Origin of the sequence: Bradyrhizobium sp. 61 (assembly GCF_023073075.1) — a bacterium.
Classification (GTDB): domain Bacteria; phylum Pseudomonadota; class Alphaproteobacteria; order Rhizobiales; family Xanthobacteraceae; genus Bradyrhizobium; species Bradyrhizobium barranii.
In genome coordinates this window covers 227,001-244,312 of record NZ_JADPIU010000082.1, presented here as the reverse complement: position 1 = coordinate 244,312, position 17,312 = coordinate 227,001, and the positions used below count along the sequence as shown (strand labels likewise).

17 protein-coding genes are annotated in these 17,312 nt (G+C 65.4%); 10 read left to right on the top strand and 7 right to left on the bottom strand.

What is annotated here, in order from left to right:
- Positions 1 to 10 precede the first annotated feature (10 nt).
- Both IVB46_RS32030 and rsmI read right to left on the bottom strand, forming a co-directional pair.
- Positions 11 to 409, bottom strand: coding sequence for a YraN family protein (locus IVB46_RS32030; RefSeq protein ID WP_071908793.1), 399 nt, complete (start codon positions 407 to 409; stop codon positions 11 to 13).
- Positions 396 to 1,346: a 16S rRNA (cytidine(1402)-2'-O)-methyltransferase gene (gene rsmI / locus IVB46_RS32025; RefSeq protein WP_063980252.1), complete on the bottom strand. Its 951-nt coding sequence runs from the start codon at positions 1,344 to 1,346 to the stop codon at positions 396 to 398. Before rsmI ends, IVB46_RS32030 begins: the two co-directional genes overlap by 14 nt.
- Before the next feature lie 339 nt (positions 1,347 to 1,685).
- Here rsmI and IVB46_RS32020 point away from each other — a divergent pair, with 339 nt between their 5' ends.
- Positions 1,686 to 2,921, top strand: a complete 1,236-nt coding sequence (locus IVB46_RS32020; protein WP_247306384.1) for a penicillin-binding protein activator — start codon at positions 1,686 to 1,688, stop codon at positions 2,919 to 2,921.
- A 106-nt stretch (positions 2,922 to 3,027) separates the two neighbouring features.
- Here IVB46_RS32020 and hemW read toward each other — a convergent pair whose 3' ends face one another.
- Genes hemW through rph form a run of 3 tightly spaced genes read right to left on the bottom strand, consistent with a single transcriptional unit; the run spans position 3,028 to position 5,529 of the window.
- On the bottom strand, positions 3,028 to 4,182 hold the full coding sequence (gene hemW / locus IVB46_RS32015) for a radical SAM family heme chaperone HemW (RefSeq protein WP_247306381.1): 1,155 nt from the start codon (positions 4,180 to 4,182) through the stop codon (positions 3,028 to 3,030).
- Positions 4,169 to 4,804: an RdgB/HAM1 family non-canonical purine NTP pyrophosphatase gene (gene rdgB, locus IVB46_RS32010; protein ID WP_247306378.1), complete on the bottom strand. Its 636-nt coding sequence runs from the start codon at positions 4,802 to 4,804 to the stop codon at positions 4,169 to 4,171. The genes hemW and rdgB overlap by 14 nt, the downstream gene beginning before the upstream one ends.
- An 11-nt stretch (positions 4,805 to 4,815) precedes the next feature.
- Positions 4,816 to 5,529 (bottom strand): ribonuclease PH, encoded by a 714-nt coding sequence (gene rph / locus IVB46_RS32005; RefSeq protein ID WP_014490830.1) that lies wholly within the window; start codon positions 5,527 to 5,529, stop codon positions 4,816 to 4,818.
- 168 nt (positions 5,530 to 5,697) lie between these two features.
- Here rph and hrcA point away from each other — a divergent pair, with 168 nt between their 5' ends.
- Together hrcA and grpE are read left to right on the top strand one after the other, a co-directional pair.
- Entirely contained in the window at positions 5,698 to 6,786 is a 1,089-nt protein-coding gene (gene hrcA / locus IVB46_RS32000; RefSeq protein ID WP_063980248.1) for a heat-inducible transcriptional repressor HrcA, read from the top strand.
- A 96-nt stretch (positions 6,787 to 6,882) separates the two neighbouring features.
- Entirely contained in the window at positions 6,883 to 7,488 is a 606-nt protein-coding gene (grpE, locus tag IVB46_RS31995; RefSeq protein ID WP_063980247.1) for a nucleotide exchange factor GrpE, read from the top strand.
- 152 nt (positions 7,489 to 7,640) lie between these two features.
- Here grpE and pncA read toward each other — a convergent pair whose 3' ends face one another.
- Both pncA and IVB46_RS31985 read right to left on the bottom strand, forming a co-directional pair.
- The gene (gene pncA / locus IVB46_RS31990) at positions 7,641 to 8,363 is read right to left on the bottom strand and encodes a bifunctional nicotinamidase/pyrazinamidase (RefSeq protein ID WP_028155509.1); all 723 of its coding nucleotides are present in this window, start codon (positions 8,361 to 8,363) and stop codon (positions 7,641 to 7,643) included.
- A gap of 125 nt (positions 8,364 to 8,488) precedes the next feature.
- The gene (locus tag IVB46_RS31985; RefSeq protein ID WP_071908807.1) at positions 8,489 to 9,430 is read right to left on the bottom strand and encodes a hypothetical protein; all 942 of its coding nucleotides are present in this window, start codon (positions 9,428 to 9,430) and stop codon (positions 8,489 to 8,491) included.
- Between the two features lie 395 nt (positions 9,431 to 9,825).
- Between IVB46_RS31985 and dnaK the strand changes: the two genes are divergently transcribed.
- From dnaK to IVB46_RS31950, 7 genes are all read left to right on the top strand, one after another.
- A complete protein-coding gene (gene dnaK / locus IVB46_RS31980) occupies positions 9,826 to 11,727 on the top strand; it encodes a molecular chaperone DnaK (RefSeq protein WP_071908809.1) in 1,902 nt (633 codons plus the stop codon).
- A 245-nt stretch (positions 11,728 to 11,972) separates the two neighbouring features.
- On the top strand, positions 11,973 to 13,100 hold the full coding sequence (gene dnaJ / locus IVB46_RS31975; protein ID WP_063980245.1) for a molecular chaperone DnaJ: 1,128 nt from the start codon (positions 11,973 to 11,975) through the stop codon (positions 13,098 to 13,100).
- An 88-nt stretch (positions 13,101 to 13,188) separates the two neighbouring features.
- Positions 13,189 to 13,788, top strand: a complete 600-nt coding sequence (locus tag IVB46_RS31970; RefSeq protein ID WP_028148799.1) for an rRNA adenine N-6-methyltransferase family protein — start codon at positions 13,189 to 13,191, stop codon at positions 13,786 to 13,788.
- A gap of 57 nt (positions 13,789 to 13,845) precedes the next feature.
- Positions 13,846 to 14,424 carry an NAD(P)H-dependent oxidoreductase gene (locus IVB46_RS31965; protein ID WP_247306373.1) on the top strand — a complete coding sequence of 193 codons (579 nt, stop codon included), beginning with the start codon at positions 13,846 to 13,848 and terminating at the stop codon, positions 14,422 to 14,424.
- 6 nt (positions 14,425 to 14,430) lie between these two features.
- Positions 14,431 to 15,144, top strand: coding sequence for an orotidine-5'-phosphate decarboxylase (pyrF, locus tag IVB46_RS31960; protein ID WP_247306370.1), 714 nt, complete (start codon positions 14,431 to 14,433; stop codon positions 15,142 to 15,144).
- Positions 15,145 to 15,217: 73 nt separating this feature from the next.
- Positions 15,218 to 15,520 carry a DUF1330 domain-containing protein gene (locus IVB46_RS31955; RefSeq protein ID WP_247306367.1) on the top strand — a complete coding sequence of 101 codons (303 nt, stop codon included), beginning with the start codon at positions 15,218 to 15,220 and terminating at the stop codon, positions 15,518 to 15,520.
- Between the two features lie 409 nt (positions 15,521 to 15,929).
- Complete coding sequence (locus tag IVB46_RS31950; RefSeq protein ID WP_247306365.1) at positions 15,930 to 17,231, top strand: calcium-binding protein; 1,302 nt, start codon at positions 15,930 to 15,932, stop codon at positions 17,229 to 17,231.
- Positions 17,232 to 17,312: the final 81 nt, after the last annotated feature.

The window sequence follows — 17,312 nt, the reverse complement described above, 5'->3', positions numbered from 1 at the left end:
GGTCTGCCTTTCAGGTCGAGGCGTCGAATGCCGCCAACACATGGCGCGGAAGTGAGCGCGGCGCAATCAGCATGGCGTCGAATCGCAGTTCGAATTCGGCATGCTCGGGATGCGCCACGAGCCAGCCTTGCGCGGCGTCGATGATCCGCTGCTGCTGGCGCGGGGTCACGGCGAAGGCGGCGTCATCCAGCGTCGCGCGGGCCTTGACCTCGACGAAGGCGATCAGGTTGCGACGGCGCGCCACGATGTCGATCTCGCCATGTGGGGTGCGGTAGCGCTTGGCGAGGATGCGGTAGCCCTTGGCCATGAGATAGGCGGCGGCGCGGCTCTCCGCGGAGATGCCGGTGCGGAACGCAGCGACGCGCTCGGGCGAGGCGACTTTCGGTTCCGCGCCCTCAGTCTTCGCCATCGCCGTCCCTCAGGTCCTTTGCGAGCTCGAGCGCGCGGGCATAGACCTCGCGGCGCGGTCGGCCCGAGAGCGCGACCGCATGCGCGACGGCATCCTTGACGCTGTGCGCGGCGAGCTGCTCGCGCAGGAGACCGTCGAGCGCATCCGAGGTCAGCAGCTCCGCGTCCGCCGCAGGCGGCGCGATCACCAGCACGAATTCGCCGCGCGTCTCCAGCGTGTCCGCTCCGCGTGCCAGCTCCTGCAGCGGCGCGCGCGAAATCTCCTCATGCAGTTTCGTCAATTCGCGGCAGATCGCGGCTTCGCGCGTGCCCATGATCTCAGCAAGCTCGGCGAGCGTGTCCTGGACGCGGTTGCCGGAGTCGAACATCACCAGCGTCGCATCGATGCGGGCGAGCTCCGCAAGGCGCGATTTTCGCGCGGCGGATTTCGCCGGCAGAAAGCCCTCGAAGAAGAAGCGGTCGGTCGGCAATGCGGCGACCGACAGCGCGGCCAGCACCGAGGACGGGCCGGGCAGCGCGTAGACCGCATGGCCGGCTGCGCAGACCTCGCGCACCAGCTTGAAACCGGGGTCGGAGATCAGCGGCGTGCCGGCATCCGACACCAGCGCGATCGAGCCGCCCTGCCCCAGCGCCTCCAGGATCCTCGGACGCGCCGCTTCCGCGTTGTGCTCGTGATATTGCTTGAGCTGCGCCGTGATCGCGTAGCGCTCGGTCAGGCGCCGCGTGATGCGGGTGTCCTCGCAGGCGATGACGTCGACGCCGGCGAGCGTCTGAAGCGCGCGCAGCGTGATGTCGCCGAGATTGCCGATGGGGGTGGCGACCAGATGGAGGCCCGGCGCCGCCTTCGGCGCCGTCAGCCGATGGGCGTCGATGGAGAAACCGCGCGAGGCGGGATCCGTCGCTTCAGGTGTATTTATCGGGCTCGGCTTTACGCGCATAATGAATCGAACTTAGGCATGATCCCGGGGGCTGGGAACCGGTCCTCGGAAAAAGATCGCGCCAGGTCAGGGGTGAGGAAGGACTGGAATGTGATCCATCCGGCATCACATTGCAGAGGGAATGAAGCGTCGGCGCCACATTCGCGGCGGAAACGCCACCTTGATGCGGGTGACGGATGGTGGACAGCTAGCCAGGGCTTGAGGTGTGGCCGCGTTAAGTGGTCATTATCCTTTTGTTTTAGTTAACTATTTGCCGACAATATGCCTGAATCCGCGGCTTGTGTCGTGGAAAGAATGTTGTGACCAGCCGGCCGACGGCCGGTCAGAAGAGAAGTTGTGATGCTGGGCCCGCGCGATCCTAAATCTCCCGTTCAGGGCTCCCGATTATTGGGGGCGACCCGGCGGAGCGCACTCGGCCTGTTGCTCGGCGCCCCCTTGCTGTCGGCCTGCGCCGGCGTGCAGCAGAGTCTCAGCCAGTTCTCCAACCCGTTCAGCAGCTCCTCCCCGGCCCCGGCTCAGCCGGCCGGACCGCCGCAACAGGCCACCACCGCCGGCAGCGGCGGGGTGAAGGTTGCCGTGATCCTGCCGCTCTCGGCCGCCGGCAATGCCGGCCTCGCCGCGCAGTCGATGCGCAACGCCGCCGAGATGGCACTGGCCGAGTTCCAGAATCCCAACATCCAGCTCCTGATCAAGGACGACAACGGCAGCCCGCAAGGCGCCCAGGCGGGCGCGCAGCAGGCGGTCGACGAGGGCGCCGAGATCATCTTGGGCCCGCTGTTCGCGCAGTCGGTGCCGGCGGTGGCGCAGGTCGCGCGTACGCGCGGCATCCCGGTGATCGCGTTCTCGACCGATTCCAGCATCGCCGGCCGCGGCGTCTTTCTGCTGAGCTTCCTGCCGGAGTCCGACGTCAACCGCATCGTCGAATATTCCGCGAGCATCGGAAAGCGCTCGGTCGCCGTGCTCGTGCCCGACAATGCCTATGGCAATGTCGTCGAGGCCGCGGTGAAGGCGGCGGTGCCGCGGCGCGGCGGCCGCATTGTCGCCTTCGAGAAATACGGCGCCGATCGCGCGACGCCGGCACGCACCGTGGCGCAGCAGCTCGGCAGCGCGGATGCGCTGTTCATCGCCGATGACGGCGATGCCGTCGTCGCGGTGGCCGATGCGATGACGGCCGCGGGCGCGAATTTGCGCAACATCCAGCTGCTCGGCACCGGCCTGTGGGACAGTCCGCGTGTCTATGCCAATGCGAACTTGCAAGGCGGTCTCTACGCCGCGCCGGACCCGGCCGGCTTCCGCGCCTTCTCCGGCCGCTACCGCACCAAATGCGGCGCCGAGCCGATCCGCACCGCGACGCTCGCCTATGACGCGGTCGCCCTCGTCGCCGCGCTCGCGCGCACGCAGGGCCCGACGCGCTTCTCGCCGGATGTGCTCACCAACCCTTCCGGTTTCGCCGGCATCGACGGCCTGTTCCGCTTCCGCGCCGATGGCACCAACGAGCGCGGCCTCGCCGTGATGAAGGTGACGACGGGTGGTGGCGTGGCGGTCGCGGGCTCGCCGAAGAGCTTTGGGGCGTAACTGCCGTAGGGTGGGCAAAGGCGCTTCGCGCCGTGCCCACCATCTGCCTGCAAATGCTGTGAAAATGGTGGGCACGCTTCCGCTTTGCCCACCCGACGGCAGCTCGCTACGCGGCGAGATCCGCGACCACGGCGTCCAGCACCGGGAATCCGCTGCTCGTGACCCGCAGCCGTCCCGTCGCATCGACGATGATCGCACCCTCCTCGCGCAACAGCGCGATGCGCTTGGGATCAAGCGGGCGGCCCGACAGCGCGCTGTAGCGTTCGGGGTCGATGCCCTCGGCGAGGCGAAGTCCCATCAGCAAAAATTCGTCGGCGCGCTCCTCGCTGTTGAGGAGATCGTCGGTGACGTTGCCGTGGCCGTTGGTCTCGACGCGCATCAGCCAGGCCTCGGGACGCTTCTCGGTGGCGGTGGCGTGCCTGATACCGTCGATGTCGAGGCGGCCATGGGCACCGGGGCCGATGCCGGCATATTCATCGCCGCGCCAGTACACCAGATTGTGCCGGCACTCGGCGTCGCGCCGCGCGTGATTTGAAATCTCGTAGGCGGGCAGGCCGAGCTTGTCGCAGGTCTCCTGCGTCACGTCGTAGAGCGCGCGCGCGACCGCTTCGTCCGGCGTCTTCAATTTGCCGGCCTGGTGCAGGCCGAAGAACGGCGTGCCTTCCTCGATCGTCAATTGATAGAGCGACAGATGCTCGGCCGCTTCATCGATCGCGAGGCGCAGCTCGTCGGCCCACATCGCCGGCGTCTGGTCGGGGCGGGCGTAGATCAGGTCGAACGAATAACGGTCGAACGAGCGGCGCGCGATGGCGACGGCATCGAGCGCCTCGCGGGCGTTGTGCATGCGGCCCAGCGCTTTCAGCGAGGCATCGTCGAGGGCCTGCACGCCGAGCGAGACGCGGTTGACGCCGGCGGCGCGATAGCCGGCAAAGCGCGTGGCCTCGACGCTGGTCGGGTTTGCTTCCAGCGTCACTTCGACATCGCTGGCGACGTGCCAATGCTTGCCGATGCCATCGAGCACCGCGCCGACGGTTGCGGGCTGCATCAGCGACGGCGTGCCGCCGCCGAGGAAGATCGAGGTGACTTCACGCCCGGGCGCACGCTGTGCGGTCGTTTCGATTTCACGCGCGAAAGCTGAAGCGAAGCGCGTCTCGTCGATCGCGGCGTGGCGGACGTGGCTGTTGAAGTCGCAATAGGGGCACTTCGACAGGCAGAACGGCCAGTGCACATAGACGCCGAAAGCTTGCTTAGCGCGGCTCAAGGCAGATCTCCGCCAGTTTCACGAAGGCGCGGGCGCGATGCGACAGGCCGAGGCCGAGCGGCGGCAGGCCGTGCTTCTCGATGCTGGTCATCTCGCCGAACGTGCGATCGTGGCCATTGGGCAGGAACATCGGATCATAACCGAAGCCGGCCGTGCCGCGCGGCGGCCAGACCAAGCTGCCGTCGACGCGCGCCTCGACCTCTTCGAGATGATCGTCGGGCCAGGCGACGCAGAGCGCGGATACGAAATGCGCGGTGCGCTTGTCGGACGTGGTGGCGCCGCGCTCCTGCAACAGGCGCTCGATCTGCGCCATCGCCGCGGCAAAATTCTTGGCTGGACCGGCCCAGCGCGCGCTGTAGATGCCGGGCGCGCCATCGAGCGCGTCGACCACGATGCCGGAATCGTCGGCGAAGGCGGGAAGCTTGGTCGCCTGCGCCGCCGCGATCGCCTTGATCGCGGCGTTGCTGCGGAAATCGTTGCCGGTCTCGTCGGGCTCGGGCAGGCCGAGCTCACCGGCCGACACCGCCTCGATGCCGCAAGGCGCGAGCAGCTCCTTCATCTCGGCGAGCTTGCCGGGATTGTGGGTCGCGATGACGAGCTTTCCAGTGATTCGGCGGTGCATGGGCTTATTGACTACGCGACGGCCAGTTTCTGCAAGTCCACGAGCCGCGCGATACCCTTCTGGGCCAGCGCCATCAGCGCGAGGAATTCGTCCTGTGTGAACGGTTCGCGTTCCGCGGTGCCCTGCACCTCGATGATGCGGCCATCGCCGGTCAGGACGAAATTGGCGTCGGTCTGGGCTTCCGAATCCTCGGCATAGTCGAGGTCGAGCACGGGCGTGCCGTTGTAGATGCCGCAGGAGATCGCGGCGACGTTGTCGCGCAGCACCTTGGCCTTGATCATGTTGCGCGCCTTCATCCAGTTGATGCAATCGGCGAGCGCGACCCAGGCGCCGGTGATCGAGGCCGTGCGCGTGCCGCCGTCGGCCTGGAGCACGTCGCAATCGACCGTGATCTGGCGCTCACCGAGCGCTTCGAGATCGACGATGGTACGAAGCGAGCGGCCGATCAGGCGCTGAATCTCGACGGTACGGCCGCTTTGCTTGCCCGCGGAGGCCTCGCGGCGGGTGCGTTCGGAGGTCGCGCGCGGCAGCATGCCGTATTCGGCGGTGACCCAGCCGCGGCCCTGGCCCTTCAGCCACGGCGGCAGGCGGTCTTCCAGCGTGGCGGTGACCAGCACATGGGTGTCGCCGAATTTCACCAGGCAGGAGCCTTCCGCATATTTGACCACGCCGCGCTCCAGCGTCACGGGGCGCAATTCGTCGGGCGCACGGCGGCTTGGCCGCATGGGAAATCCTCCAAAACTCTCGGAAAAGGGCTATTCGCGGTGCTTGTAGGTGGGGTGAGGGTGGGCGGCAAGGCTTTTTCACCCCGGGTTTTCCACCCCGCAAACGCCACGCTTGTCAGAACCCTCCGGGATGGACAAATTATAAGCGTCTGAGAGGAGTTACCGTCCGTGGCCCATCACGATCCGATCCATCTGATCGCGCCGCGCGCAGGCCTCGCCCAGCTCAACGAGCGTTCCCGCGACATCTTTCGTCAAATTGTCGAAAGCTATCTCGCGACCGGTGAGCCGGTCGGCTCGCGCAATATTTCGCGGCTGATCGCGATGCCGCTGTCGCCGGCCTCGGTCCGCAACGTCATGGCCGACCTGGAACAGCTCGGCCTGATCTACGCGCCCCACACCTCTGCCGGCCGCTTGCCGACGGAACTCGGCCTGCGCTTCTTCGTCGACGCCCTGATGCAGGTCGGCGACCTCAATGACGCCGAGCGGCAGTCGATCCAGAGCCAGTTGACGTCGGTGGGTCACGCCCAATCGGTCGAGGCGGCGCTGTCGGAGGCGCTGACGCGGCTGTCCGGTCTCACCCGCGCCGCAGCGGTCGTGTTGACCCCGAAATCCAATGCGCGGCTGAAACACATCGAATTCGTCCGGCTGGAACCCGAAAAGGCGCTGGTGATCCTGGTCGGCGAGGACGGTCAGGTCGAAAACCGCGTGTTGTCGCTGCCGCCAGGAGTTCCCTCCTCGGCGCTCACGGAAGCCGGTAATTTCCTCAATGCGCGGATTCGCGGCCGCACGCTGGCCGAGGCGCGGCTCGAGCTCGAAACCGCGCTCGGCGAAGCCCGCGCCGAGCTCGACCAACTGACGCAGAAGGTGATTTCGGCCGGCATTGCGAGCTGGTCCGGCGGCGAGAACGAGGACCGCCAGCTGATCGTTCGCGGCCACGCCAATCTGCTCGAGGATCTGCACGCGCTGGAGGATCTCGAGCGCGTTCGCCTGCTGTTCGACGATCTCGAGACCAAGCGCGGCGTGATCGACCTTCTGGGGCGCGCCGAGACCGCCGAGGGCGTGCGGATCTTCATCGGCTCGGAGAACAAACTGTTTTCCTTGTCAGGCTCCTCCACCATCATCTCGCCCTATCGGGATGCCGCCGGCCATATCGTCGGCGTTTTGGGCGTGATCGGGCCGACGCGGCTGAATTATGCCCGCGTAATCCCGACCGTGGACTACGCCGCGCGCATCGTCAGCCGCCTCCTGGGGGGCTGATCGGCGTTTCCTCCGATCACGGGCGCTTGATTTTCGTGAGCTTAGGCACGATATCCGGGCCAACAATCCCTTGAGACGAGTTCGAGAAGAGAGCCGATGACCGATCGAGACCGGCAGCCCGACGACACGACCCCACCGACCGACGAGCCGGTGGTGTCAAAACCCTACATCATGCCCGACGATCCGGAGCCCGGCTCGGTCGAGCTGTTGCAGAAGGAAGCCGCCGAGGCGCGCGACCGCATGCTGCGGACGCTGGCCGAGATGGAAAATCTGCGCAAGCGCACCACCAAGGAAGTCGCCGATGCCCGCCTCTACGGCATCACCGGCTTCGCCCGCGACGTGCTCGACATCGCCGACAATCTCCAGCGTGCGCTCGATGCCGTTCCGGCCGAGGCCCGTGCCGCGGCCGACCCGGGCCTGACCTCGCTGATCGAGGGCGTCGAGCTCACCGAGCGCTCGCTGCTCAACGCGCTGGAAAAGCACGGCGTGAAGAAGTTCGATCCGCAGGGCCAGAAGTTCGACCCGAACTTCCAGCAGGCGATGTACGAGGTGCCGGATGCGTCGGTGCCTGCGGGCACCGTCGTGCAGGTCATGCAGGCCGGCTACACCATCGGCGAGCGCGTGCTGCGCCCGGCGCTGGTCGGTGTCGCCAAGGGCGGCACCAAGGCTGCACCGGCTGCGAACAGCAACGAAGTGAACTGAGCGGCGCACTGGTTGATCCTCATGGTGAGGAGGCGCGTCAGCGCCGTCTCGAACCATGCAGGCCCGGCTGTTGCAGCTCGGCCTTCATCCTTCGAGACGCGTGCTAAGGAGCACGCTCCTCAGGATGAGGGTTTGGCAGCTTTTCGCGCCGCTTACGCGCTCACCGCGATATCCGCGGACTGAATCCGCTTCACGCCGGCCTTGGCCATGTCGGCCCAGGCTTTTGCGAGCGAACCCTGCGTGTCGATGCCGCGGCAGGCGTCCTCCACCACATAGACCTCGAAGCCCGCCTTGCGCGCATCGAGCGCGGTCCAGGCGACGCAGAAGTCTGTCGCGAGGCCGGCGACGAAGACGCGCTTGATCTTGCGGCCCTTCAGGTAACCGGCGAGGCCCGTCGAGGTCTTGCCGTCGGCTTCCAGGAAGGCCGAATAGCTGTCGACGTCCTTGTGAAAACCCTTGCGGATGATGAGCTCGGCATGCGGGATCGCAAGGTCCTTCGACAGCGCGGCGCCATCGGTGCCCTGCACGCAATGGTCGGGCCACAGCACCTGCTTGCCGTAAGGAAGATCGACGGTCTCGAACGGCTTCTTGCCGGAATGCACTGACGCAAACGAGATGTGGCCCGGCGTGTGCCAGTCCTGGGTCATCACCACGTTCGCAAACGCTTTCGCCATCTTGTTGATGACCGGAACGACCTGCTCGCCTTCCTTAACGGCGAGGCTGCCGCCGGGCAGGAAGCAGTTTTGCACGTCGATCACGAGCAGCGCGGAGGCATCGTCCGGCTTGATCGATGCGGCCGCAAGGAGCGCGGTTGGAGCAAGGGCTACGAGAGCGCTTGTCCCAAGCGCCGCGAGGATTTGTCGTCGATCAAGCATCGTTCGCCTCCCTCCAGGATGATCCAATGGAAGGAAGCCTAGTTCCGTTCGTATACGAACAGAAGCCCGAAAATGCAGCCGGTTCTGTCCAGCGCTTGGGCTAACCCTTGGACTAACCCTTGAGACTAACCCTTGGGCTGGATGCCGTCGCGCACGGCGCGGAAGCGGGTGAAGGCGGCCGACCACTGGTCGCGCGGGGCGCTGGCGATGATGCGCAGCGAGGCGCCGCCGCTCGAGAAGCGGATCCACTGCACCACGGTCACGGGCGTCTTGTCCTTGCCGCTGACGCCGTCGATCCGGGTCTCGAAACCCTGCTGGCCGTTGATGCGGATCGGCTCGGACATGGTGACGCGCGACTCGCGCACGCCGGGGATCTGGAGCGCGGCCTCCTGGGCGAAGCGGGCGCGGTCGTCGGCCTGCTGCGGGGTGGCGCCGATCAGGCCGAGGATCATGAACGGCTTGGATTCATAGCCCGAGCTCTCATTGCCGTCGGCCAGGATGATGCTGGAGCCCGGCGCCAGGGTGCGGATGTCCTTGAAGTCGGCGAGATCGGTGATCTTGAACGGCATCAGCCCGATCTGCTCTTCGGCCGAGACCTGCTTGCGGGTGACGGCGCTCGCAAACATCTGCCGCACCGCCTCGTCGGTGTAGATCTTGGTCGCGTTCTCCGGGATCTGCACCGCGACATAGCCGGAGAAGCCGGCGCCCGGCACGATCATCGAGTAGCGCTTCACCGGCGTCTCGCCGGCCTTGCCGCTTTCCGTGGTGAAATAGGCAAGACCCGCGGGGGTCTCGAGCTTGTCCTGCTTGACGCCGGGGGTGCCGGCGGGATTGGAATTGAAGGCGCTCACGACCTCGCCATAGGCCGCCGGCGGCAGCTCGGTGATCAGCACCTTGACGTTGCCATCCTCGCTCTCGAAGCCCGGAAACGTCTTGGCCGTGCTCAGGCCGACCAGCGGCACCATGCCGAGGCGCAAGCCGGGCGGGAAAACGGCATCGGCCGCAAGGGCCGGAAGCGCCGTGGCGACGAGGACGGCGAGCGCTGCGAGGGGGCGAATGAGCTTCATGGGCACTCTGATTGGTTCACATTGAGGCCGTTCGATGGTCGGCCATTGGGCCGCTTTGTCGCGCAAAGCCGCCTTGATGGCGGCGGTCCGGCCGCCCGCCTTTTAACGGGTTTGGCCCGCCGGTAACAGGGCGGGGCAGATCACGGTGGCGGGGGCCGGCTGACGCCTGAACCTGTTAATAATTCCTCACCCGCAAGGGCGGTTGAGCCCGGATATGATCTTCCAAAACCCAATGTTTTCATGGCCGAAACTTGCGTTCGGTCCTTGCGGGCCCCTCCCCCCCTCCTATATGAGCGTCAACCATCGCAATATCGCGGATGTTTGATCTTAGGGGGTTTGGAGCGGGTGCCTCTTGGGCCCAGCCAACCTGCCGCAAAAACAAGGATATCAGGACCATGGGAAAGGTCATTGGGATCGACCTCGGCACCACGAATTCGTGCGTCGCCGTGATGGATGGCAAGAACGCCAAAGTCATCGAGAATTCCGAAGGCATGCGCACGACGCCTTCGATCGTCGCCGTGACGGACGACGGTGAGCGCCTCGTCGGCCAGCCTGCCAAGCGCCAGGCCGTTACCAATCCCGAGCGTACGTTCTTCGCAGTGAAGCGCCTCATCGGCCGCCGCTACGACGACCCGATGGTCGAGAAGGACAAGAAGCTCGTTCCGTACAAGATCGTGAAGGCTTCCAACGGCGACGCCTGGGTCGAGGCCGACGGCCAGACCTACTCGCCCTCGCAGGTGTCTGCGTTCATCCTGCAGAAGATGAAGGAGACCGCGGAAGCCCATCTCGGCCAGAAGGTCGACCAGGCCGTCATCACCGTTCCCGCTTACTTCAACGACGCCCAGCGCCAGGCGACCAAGGACGCCGGCAAGATCGCGGGCCTTGAAGTGCTGCGCATCATCAACGAGCCGACCGCGGCCGCGCTCGCCTATGGTCTGGACAAGACCAAGACCGGCACGATCGCCGTGTACGATCTCGGCGGCGGCACGTTCGATATCTCCATTCTCGAAATCGGCGACGGCGTGTTCGAGGTGAAGTCGACCAACGGCGACACCTTCCTCGGCGGCGAAGACTTCGACATGCGCCTCGTGGGTTATCTGGCCGACGAGTTCCAGAAGGAGCAGGGCATCAACCTGCGCAACGACAAGCTCGCGTTGCAGCGCCTGAAGGAAGCCGCTGAAAAGGCCAAGATCGAGCTGTCGTCGACGACGCAGACCGAGATCAACCTGCCCTTCATCACCGCGGACCAGACCGGCCCCAAGCATCTGACGATGAAGCTCACTCGCGCCAAGTTCGAGGCGCTGGTCGACGACCTCGTCCAGAAGACGGTCGAGCCCTGCCGCAAGGCGCTGAAGGACGCCGGCGTCACCGCCGGTGAGATCGGCGAAGTCGTTCTGGTCGGCGGCATGTCGCGCATGCCGAAGGTCCAGGAAGTCGTGAAGCAGCTGTTCGGCAAGGAGCCGCACAAGGGCGTCAACCCGGACGAAGTCGTGGCGATCGGTGCCGCGATCCAGGCCGGCGTGCTCCAGGGCGACGTCAAGGACGTGCTGCTGCTCGACGTGACCCCGCTGTCGCTGGGCATCGAGACGCTGGGCGGCGTGTTCACCCGCATCATCGACCGCAACACCACGATCCCGACCAAGAAGAGCCAGGTGTTCTCGACCGCCGAGGACAACCAGAACGCGGTCACCATCCGCGTCTTCCAGGGCGAGCGTGAAATGGCGGCCGACAACAAGATGCTCGGCCAGTTCGACCTGATGGGCATTCCGCCGGCCCCGCGCGGCATGCCGCAGATCGAGGTGACGTTCGACATCGACGCCAACGGCATCGTCAACGTCTCGGCCAAGGACAAGGCCACGGCCAAGGAGCAGCAGATCCGCATCCAGGCCTCCGGCGGCCTGTCGGAAGCCGACATCGAGAAGATGGTCAAGGACGCCGAGGCCAACGCCGAGGCGGACAAGAAGCGCCGCGAGGCCGTCACCGCCAAGAACGAGGCGGATGGCCTGGTGCATTCGACCGAGAAGGCTCTGGCCGAGCACGGTTCGAAGGTCGGCGAGCCCGAGCGCCGCGCCATCGAGGATGCCGTCAGCGACCTCAAGGAAGCGCTGAAGGGCGACGATGCCGAGGCGATCAAGGCCAAGACCCAGACGCTGGCCCAGGCTTCGATGAAGCTCGGCGAGGCCATGTACAAGCAGCAGGCCGAGGCCGACGCCAAGAAGGATGCGGCCAAGGACGACGTCGTCGACGCGGAATTCACCGAAGTCGACGACGACAAGAACAACAAGAAGTCCGCCTGATCCCCAAGAGGGTGATGATGCGGACGGCTTGGACCCCACACGCGCTACCGGCCTCCCCCCTCACGGGGGAGGCCGTCGTGTCGGGCTCGGCGGGGCGTGTCCCCGTTACGATCGATCAATTCCCAGCCGTTATGATGAACGTCGCCGTGCCGCCCTCTGCCGCGAAGCAAAGGGCTGCCTATATCGTCTCCTGGCGACGTTGTTCCGCTCCGACTTGAATCGCGATTGGATAGACCGAGTTCAACATGTCCACGTCCACCAAGCGCTGCTATTACGAAACGCTCGAAGTCGAACGCACTGCCGACGATTCCGTCCTGAAATCGTCCTTCCGCAAGCTTGCGATGAAATTCCACCCGGACCGCAATCCCGGGGACGACACCAGCGAAGTCAAGTTCAAGGAAATCAACGAGGCCTACGAGGTCCTCAAGGACAAGGACAAGCGCGCGGCCTATGACCGCTTCGGCCATGCGGCCTTCGAGCAGGGCGGCGGCGGCGCCGGTTTCGGCGCGGGCTTCGCCTCCTCCTTCTCCGACATCTTCGAAGACCTGTTCGGCATGGCCGGGCAGCGCGGCCGTGGCGGCCGCGAACGTGGCGCCGACCTGCGCTACAACATGGAAATCACGCTCGAGGAAGCCTTTGGCGGCAAAACCGCGCAGATCGAGATTCCGGTCTCGGTCACCTGCGAGGCCTGCTCGGGCATCGGCGCCAAGGCCGGCACCAAGCCGAAGACCTGCTCGAGCTGCGGCGGCGCCGGTCGCGTGCGGCAGTCGCAGGGCTTCTTCACGCTGGAGCGCACCTGTCCGAGCTGCCAGGGCCGCGGCCAGATGATCGAGGATGCCTGCCCGTCCTGCTCCGGCCAGGGCCGGGTCACCCGCGAGCGAACGCTGTCGGTCAACATTCCGCCGGGGGTCGAGGACGGCACCCGGATCAGGCTCGCCGGCGAAGGCGAGGCCGGGGTTCGCGGCGGCCCGCCCGGCGACCTCTACATCTTCCTGTCGCTGGCCCAGCACCAGCTTTTCCAGCGCGACGGCGCCGATTTGCACTGCCGGGTGCCGATCTCGATGGTGACGGCCGCCCTCGGCGGCGAATTCGAGGTGCCGACCATCGACAGCGGCAAAACCAAGGTGAAGGTGCCGGCCGGAACCCAGTCGGGCCGCCGATTCCGCATTGCATCAAAAGGCATGCCGGTGCTGCGCTCGCGCCAGATGGGCGACATGTACGTTCAGGTTGCCGTCGAGACCCCGCAGAATCTCACCAAGAAGCAGCAGGAATTGCTGGCGGAATTCGAAAAGCTCTCCTCCGGCAATACCCAGCCGGAATCGGTCGGCTTCTTCGCCAAGGTCAAGGATCTATTCAGTAATCGGGCAACCTGACTCGTCTTGACCGTATCGCCTTCGGCCTATACCTGTTTATGACCATTTTCTGACACGCCGCGGTCCCGCGGTCCCGTCCGGTCCCGACATGCCATTGCCATCGTCCGCGCGTGCGTTGAAGAAGCCCCGTCTCGACGACGAGGTGCGCTTTCTAAGGTCGTGGATCGAAAAGCCGCTGCACATGGGTGCAGTGATGCCTTCGGGCAAGCTTTTGGCCCGGACCATGGCGCACTACGTCGACGTCAATTCGGACGCGCCTGTGGTCGAGCTCGGGCCCGGCACCGGCGCCATCACCTCGGCCCTGGTCGAGCGCGGCGTCGACCAGAAGCGCCTCGTCCTCGTCGAATACAATCCCGGCTTCTGCGCCTTGCTGCGCGACCGTTATCCGCAAGCCAAGGTGGTGCAGGGCGATGCCTATCGCCTGCGCGATACGCTCTGGAACGTGCTCAGCGCACCGGCCTCCGCCGTCGTCTCCGGCCTGCCGCTCGTGACAAAACCGATGCTGACGCGGCTCCGGCTGGTCCGCGACGCCTTCGCGGCGCTGACCCCGGGTGCGCCCTTCGTGCAGTTCACCTATGCGGTGGTGCCGCCGATCCCGAAATCGCTGCCCGGCGTGTCCACAGAGGCCTCGGAGCGGATCTGGATGAACCTTCCGCCGGCCCGCGTCTGGGTGTATCGCAAGGACTAATTCCGCCGGCATTCCCCTTTGCGCGGCGGACTCGTTTCGCCGAACGCATGGAAGTGGATGTCCGCACCCAAAATCCTGATCATTCCCGGCTCGCTGCGCACCGGCTCGCACAATGCGAAGCTGGCGGCGGTCGCCGCCTATGAATTCGCCCAGGCCGGTGTCGACGTCACCCGCATCTCGCTCGCCGATTTTCCGCTGCCGATCTATGACGGCGATCTCCAGGCCAAGTCGGGCGTGCCCAAGCACGCGATCAATCTCAAGCGCATGATCGGCGCGCATCATGGCGTGCTGATCGTTTCGCCCGAATACAACGCCTCGGTGCCGCCGCTGCTGAAGAACGCGATCGACTGGGTCAGCCGCGTACATGAGCTGCACGAGACGCGCGGCGACGTGTTTCGCAACCGCGCCTTCGCGCTCGCCGGCGCCTCGCAGAGCCGGCTCGGTGCGGCCCGTGCGCTCCAGGCGCTGCGGCTGATCCTGACCTCCTGCCACGCCAATGTGATTGCCAGCCAGCTCACGCTCGCCTTTGCCGACCAGGCCTATGACGATATGGACAGGCTGAAGAACGAGGGCGACATCGCCGCGTTGAAGGAGCTGGCGCGGCAATTGATCGACATTTCCCAACGCATGATGTGAGGTGACATGACGCCAGCCGAGATCGCCCCGAAGGACCGCCTGATCGTAGCGCTCGACCTTCCCAGCGTTGACGCCGCGGAGGCGATGATCGCAAGGCTCGGCGACAGCGTCACCTTCTACAAGATCGGCTATCAGCTCGCCTATGCCGGCGGCCTGCCGCTGATCGGCAAGCTCGCCGACAAGGGCAAGAAGGTGTTCGCCGATCTCAAGATGCACGACATCGGCAACACCGTCACGCGTGGTGTGGAGAGCGTGGCCAGGCTGGGTGCAACCTTCGTCACCGTGCACGCCTATCCGCAGACCATGAAGGGCGCGGTCGAAGGCCGCGGCAGCGCGAGCCTGAAGATTCTCGCCGTCACGGTGCTGACGTCCTACAACGACGACGATCTGCACGCGGCCGGCTATCGGCTCGGCGTCGCCGAGCTGGTCGAAGCGCGCGCGCAGCAGGCGCAGGTGCTCGGCGTCGACGGGCTGGTGTCCTCGCCCGAGGAGGTCGGCGCCTTGCGCAAGATCGTCGGCCACCAGATGCATCTCGTCACCCCCGGCATCCGGCCGGCGGGTTCTGCGAGCGGCGACCAGAAACGCATCATGACGCCGGGCCGCGCAATTGCCGCGGGCGCCGATTATCTCGTCGTCGGACGGCCGGTGGTTGAAGCCACCGACCCCAAGGCGATCGCGGAAGCCATCCAGGCCGAAATCGCGCAGGCGCTCAGCGCATGATCCGGAAAAAGCGTGCAGCGGTTTTCCGGTCGGATCATGCTTAGATGGACATCAACAAACAGGGAGAAGAACAATGGCAAAGGGCTACTGGATCGGGCGCGTGGATGTGAGCAGTGACGAGGGCTACAAGCCTTATGCCGTCGCCAACGGTCCGATCTTCAAGAAATGGGGTGGCCGCTTCGTCGTTCGCGCCGGCAAGTTCACCACCGTCGAAGGCGCCAGCCGCTCGCGCAACGTCGTGATTGAATTTCTCGACTACGAGACCGCGATCGCCTGCTACAACTCGCCGGAATACCAAGCCAACATCAAGGTGCGCCAGCCGCACTCCATCGCCGACCTCATCATCATCGAGGGCTATGACGGCCCGCAGCCCTGAAGACGGATCGTCGCGAGAGCCGATCCTGGATTGACGCGAGCGTCATCCGGCTCTAGCGGACAGCACGCGCGTGCGATCATCGCACGCGATCGGGAGAGCGTCGTAGACATTTCCGCTCGCACTCACGCCGACATCGTCTTGCATCACCTTGACGGACTCATTCGCTTGAACGCGTGAGTGCCGCTCGCGCCTGAGACGAAGGCTGTGGCCGTCATTGGGTCCACCAGCTTGCCGTATTCTTTTGTCCCCAAATGGGGATTGCTGGATCGCTCTCCTTTCATCCAAGGTTGCTTGATCGGAGCCCACATCGATCGGTGATGGGCATCAAGCCAACCCGAAATCTGCGACGTCCGTGACGGGCCGCAAGGCGACCCGCATCGCGCATTTCCATGCAAAGGGAGTGAAGATCATGGCACTGATCATCGGAACAGCAGGCGACGATGTGTTGCCTGGCACGAATGTAGACGATCAGATCTTTGGCCTTCAAGGCAACGACACCATTACTGGCCTGGACGGCAATGATGACGTAAGCGGCGGCGCGGGCAATGATTCCATCGATGGCGGTGCCGGCAACGACATCCTTGATGGAAATGCCGGTATCGATACGATCACCGGTGGCGCCGGCGACGACACGATCAACGGCGGCGCGGGCGACGACACGCTGAACGGAAATGCCGGCGCCGACATCATCCACGGCGACCAAGGCAACGACACCATCGATGGCGGAACCGGCGCTGATCAGCTCTTTGGTGACGCCGGCGACGACGGCATCCACGGCGGCGACGGCAATGATGACATTCATGGCGGCGCGGGTGCCGACACCCTGTGGGGCGACGCCGGCGACGATACGTTGAGCGGCGACGCCGGCGATGACGTCTTGAATGGCGGCGCCGGTAACGACCTACTCAACGGTGGATTCGGAGATGACACTCTGAATGGCGATGCCGGCAACGACACGCTGAACGGCGGACTTGGCAATGACCTGCTGAACGGCGGTACCGGTGACGACATCCTGAACGGCGGTTTGGGCGCCGATACACTCGACGGTGGCGATGGCAACGACACCATGCACGGCGACGCGGGCGACGACATCATGGACGGCGGCGCCGGTAACGATACGATGTTCGGCGATGCCGGAGACGACGAGATGGCCGGCGGCGCGGGCAACGATGCCATGAGCGGCGGCGCCGGTGATGACGAAATGAGCGGCGGAACCGGCAACGACACGCTCGACGGCGACGCCGGAGATGACACGCTCGATGGCGGCGACGGCACCGATGTCCTGAACGGCGGGGCTGGGGCTGACATCCTGTCGGGCGGTGCCGGCAATGACACCCTGAACGGCGGTAACGGCGATGACGAGTTGTCCGGCGGCAATGGCGCCGACGTCCTCAACGGTGGACTCGGCGATGATGTGCTGACGGGCGGTGCTGGTACCGATACGCACAATTTCGGCGACAACACAGCTACGAACTTCGGCAACGATGAAGTCACCGATCTCAGCTTTGCCGATGGCGATGCCGTTGTTGTCGACGCTCCGCCAGGCTTTGACCCGGCTACAGTGGTAGTGGACGACGACGGCACCAACACCGTGCTGGATTTCGGCTTCGGCGCCATCCAGCTCGATGGCATCACGGGCGGCGCGACACCGTTCGAGTCGATCGCCGAAATCAACACTGCCGCCGGTTATACGGCCGTTGACGTTGTCTAGTCCCGACTAGTAGCGGGGCGGCTGTCAGGCCGCCCCGCCCTCATTTCAGTCAGTGATAGTGCCGGCAAGTTATGTATTCGC

Excerpts from the sequence above, each read along its gene's own strand:
- pncA (WP_028155509.1), bottom strand. The coding sequence starts at position 8,363 with ATGCTTGATCGACGACAAATCCTCGCGGCGCTTGGGACAAGCGCTCTC.
- dnaJ (WP_063980245.1), top strand. The coding sequence starts at position 11,973 with ATGTCCACGTCCACCAAGCGCTGCTATTACGAAACGCTCGAAGTCGAA.
- IVB46_RS31970 (WP_028148799.1), top strand. The coding sequence starts at position 13,189 with ATGCCATTGCCATCGTCCGCGCGTGCGTTGAAGAAGCCCCGTCTCGAC.
- IVB46_RS31965 (WP_247306373.1), top strand. The coding sequence starts at position 13,846 with ATGTCCGCACCCAAAATCCTGATCATTCCCGGCTCGCTGCGCACCGGC.
- grpE (WP_063980247.1), top strand. The coding sequence starts at position 6,883 with ATGACCGATCGAGACCGGCAGCCCGACGACACGACCCCACCGACCGAC.
- IVB46_RS32020 (WP_247306384.1), top strand. The coding sequence starts at position 1,686 with ATGCTGGGCCCGCGCGATCCTAAATCTCCCGTTCAGGGCTCCCGATTA.
- IVB46_RS31985 (WP_071908807.1), bottom strand. The coding sequence starts at position 9,430 with ATGAAGCTCATTCGCCCCCTCGCAGCGCTCGCCGTCCTCGTCGCCACG.
- IVB46_RS31950 (WP_247306365.1), top strand. The coding sequence starts at position 15,930 with ATGGCACTGATCATCGGAACAGCAGGCGACGATGTGTTGCCTGGCACG.
- rdgB (WP_247306378.1), bottom strand. The coding sequence starts at position 4,804 with ATGCACCGCCGAATCACTGGAAAGCTCGTCATCGCGACCCACAATCCC.
- IVB46_RS32030 (WP_071908793.1), bottom strand. The coding sequence starts at position 409 with ATGGCGAAGACTGAGGGCGCGGAACCGAAAGTCGCCTCGCCCGAGCGC.
- rsmI (WP_063980252.1), bottom strand. The coding sequence starts at position 1,346 with ATGCGCGTAAAGCCGAGCCCGATAAATACACCTGAAGCGACGGATCCC.
- pyrF (WP_247306370.1), top strand. The coding sequence starts at position 14,431 with ATGACGCCAGCCGAGATCGCCCCGAAGGACCGCCTGATCGTAGCGCTC.
- rph (WP_014490830.1), bottom strand. The coding sequence starts at position 5,529 with ATGCGGCCAAGCCGCCGTGCGCCCGACGAATTGCGCCCCGTGACGCTG.
- dnaK (WP_071908809.1), top strand. The coding sequence starts at position 9,826 with ATGGGAAAGGTCATTGGGATCGACCTCGGCACCACGAATTCGTGCGTC.
- IVB46_RS31955 (WP_247306367.1), top strand. The coding sequence starts at position 15,218 with ATGGCAAAGGGCTACTGGATCGGGCGCGTGGATGTGAGCAGTGACGAG.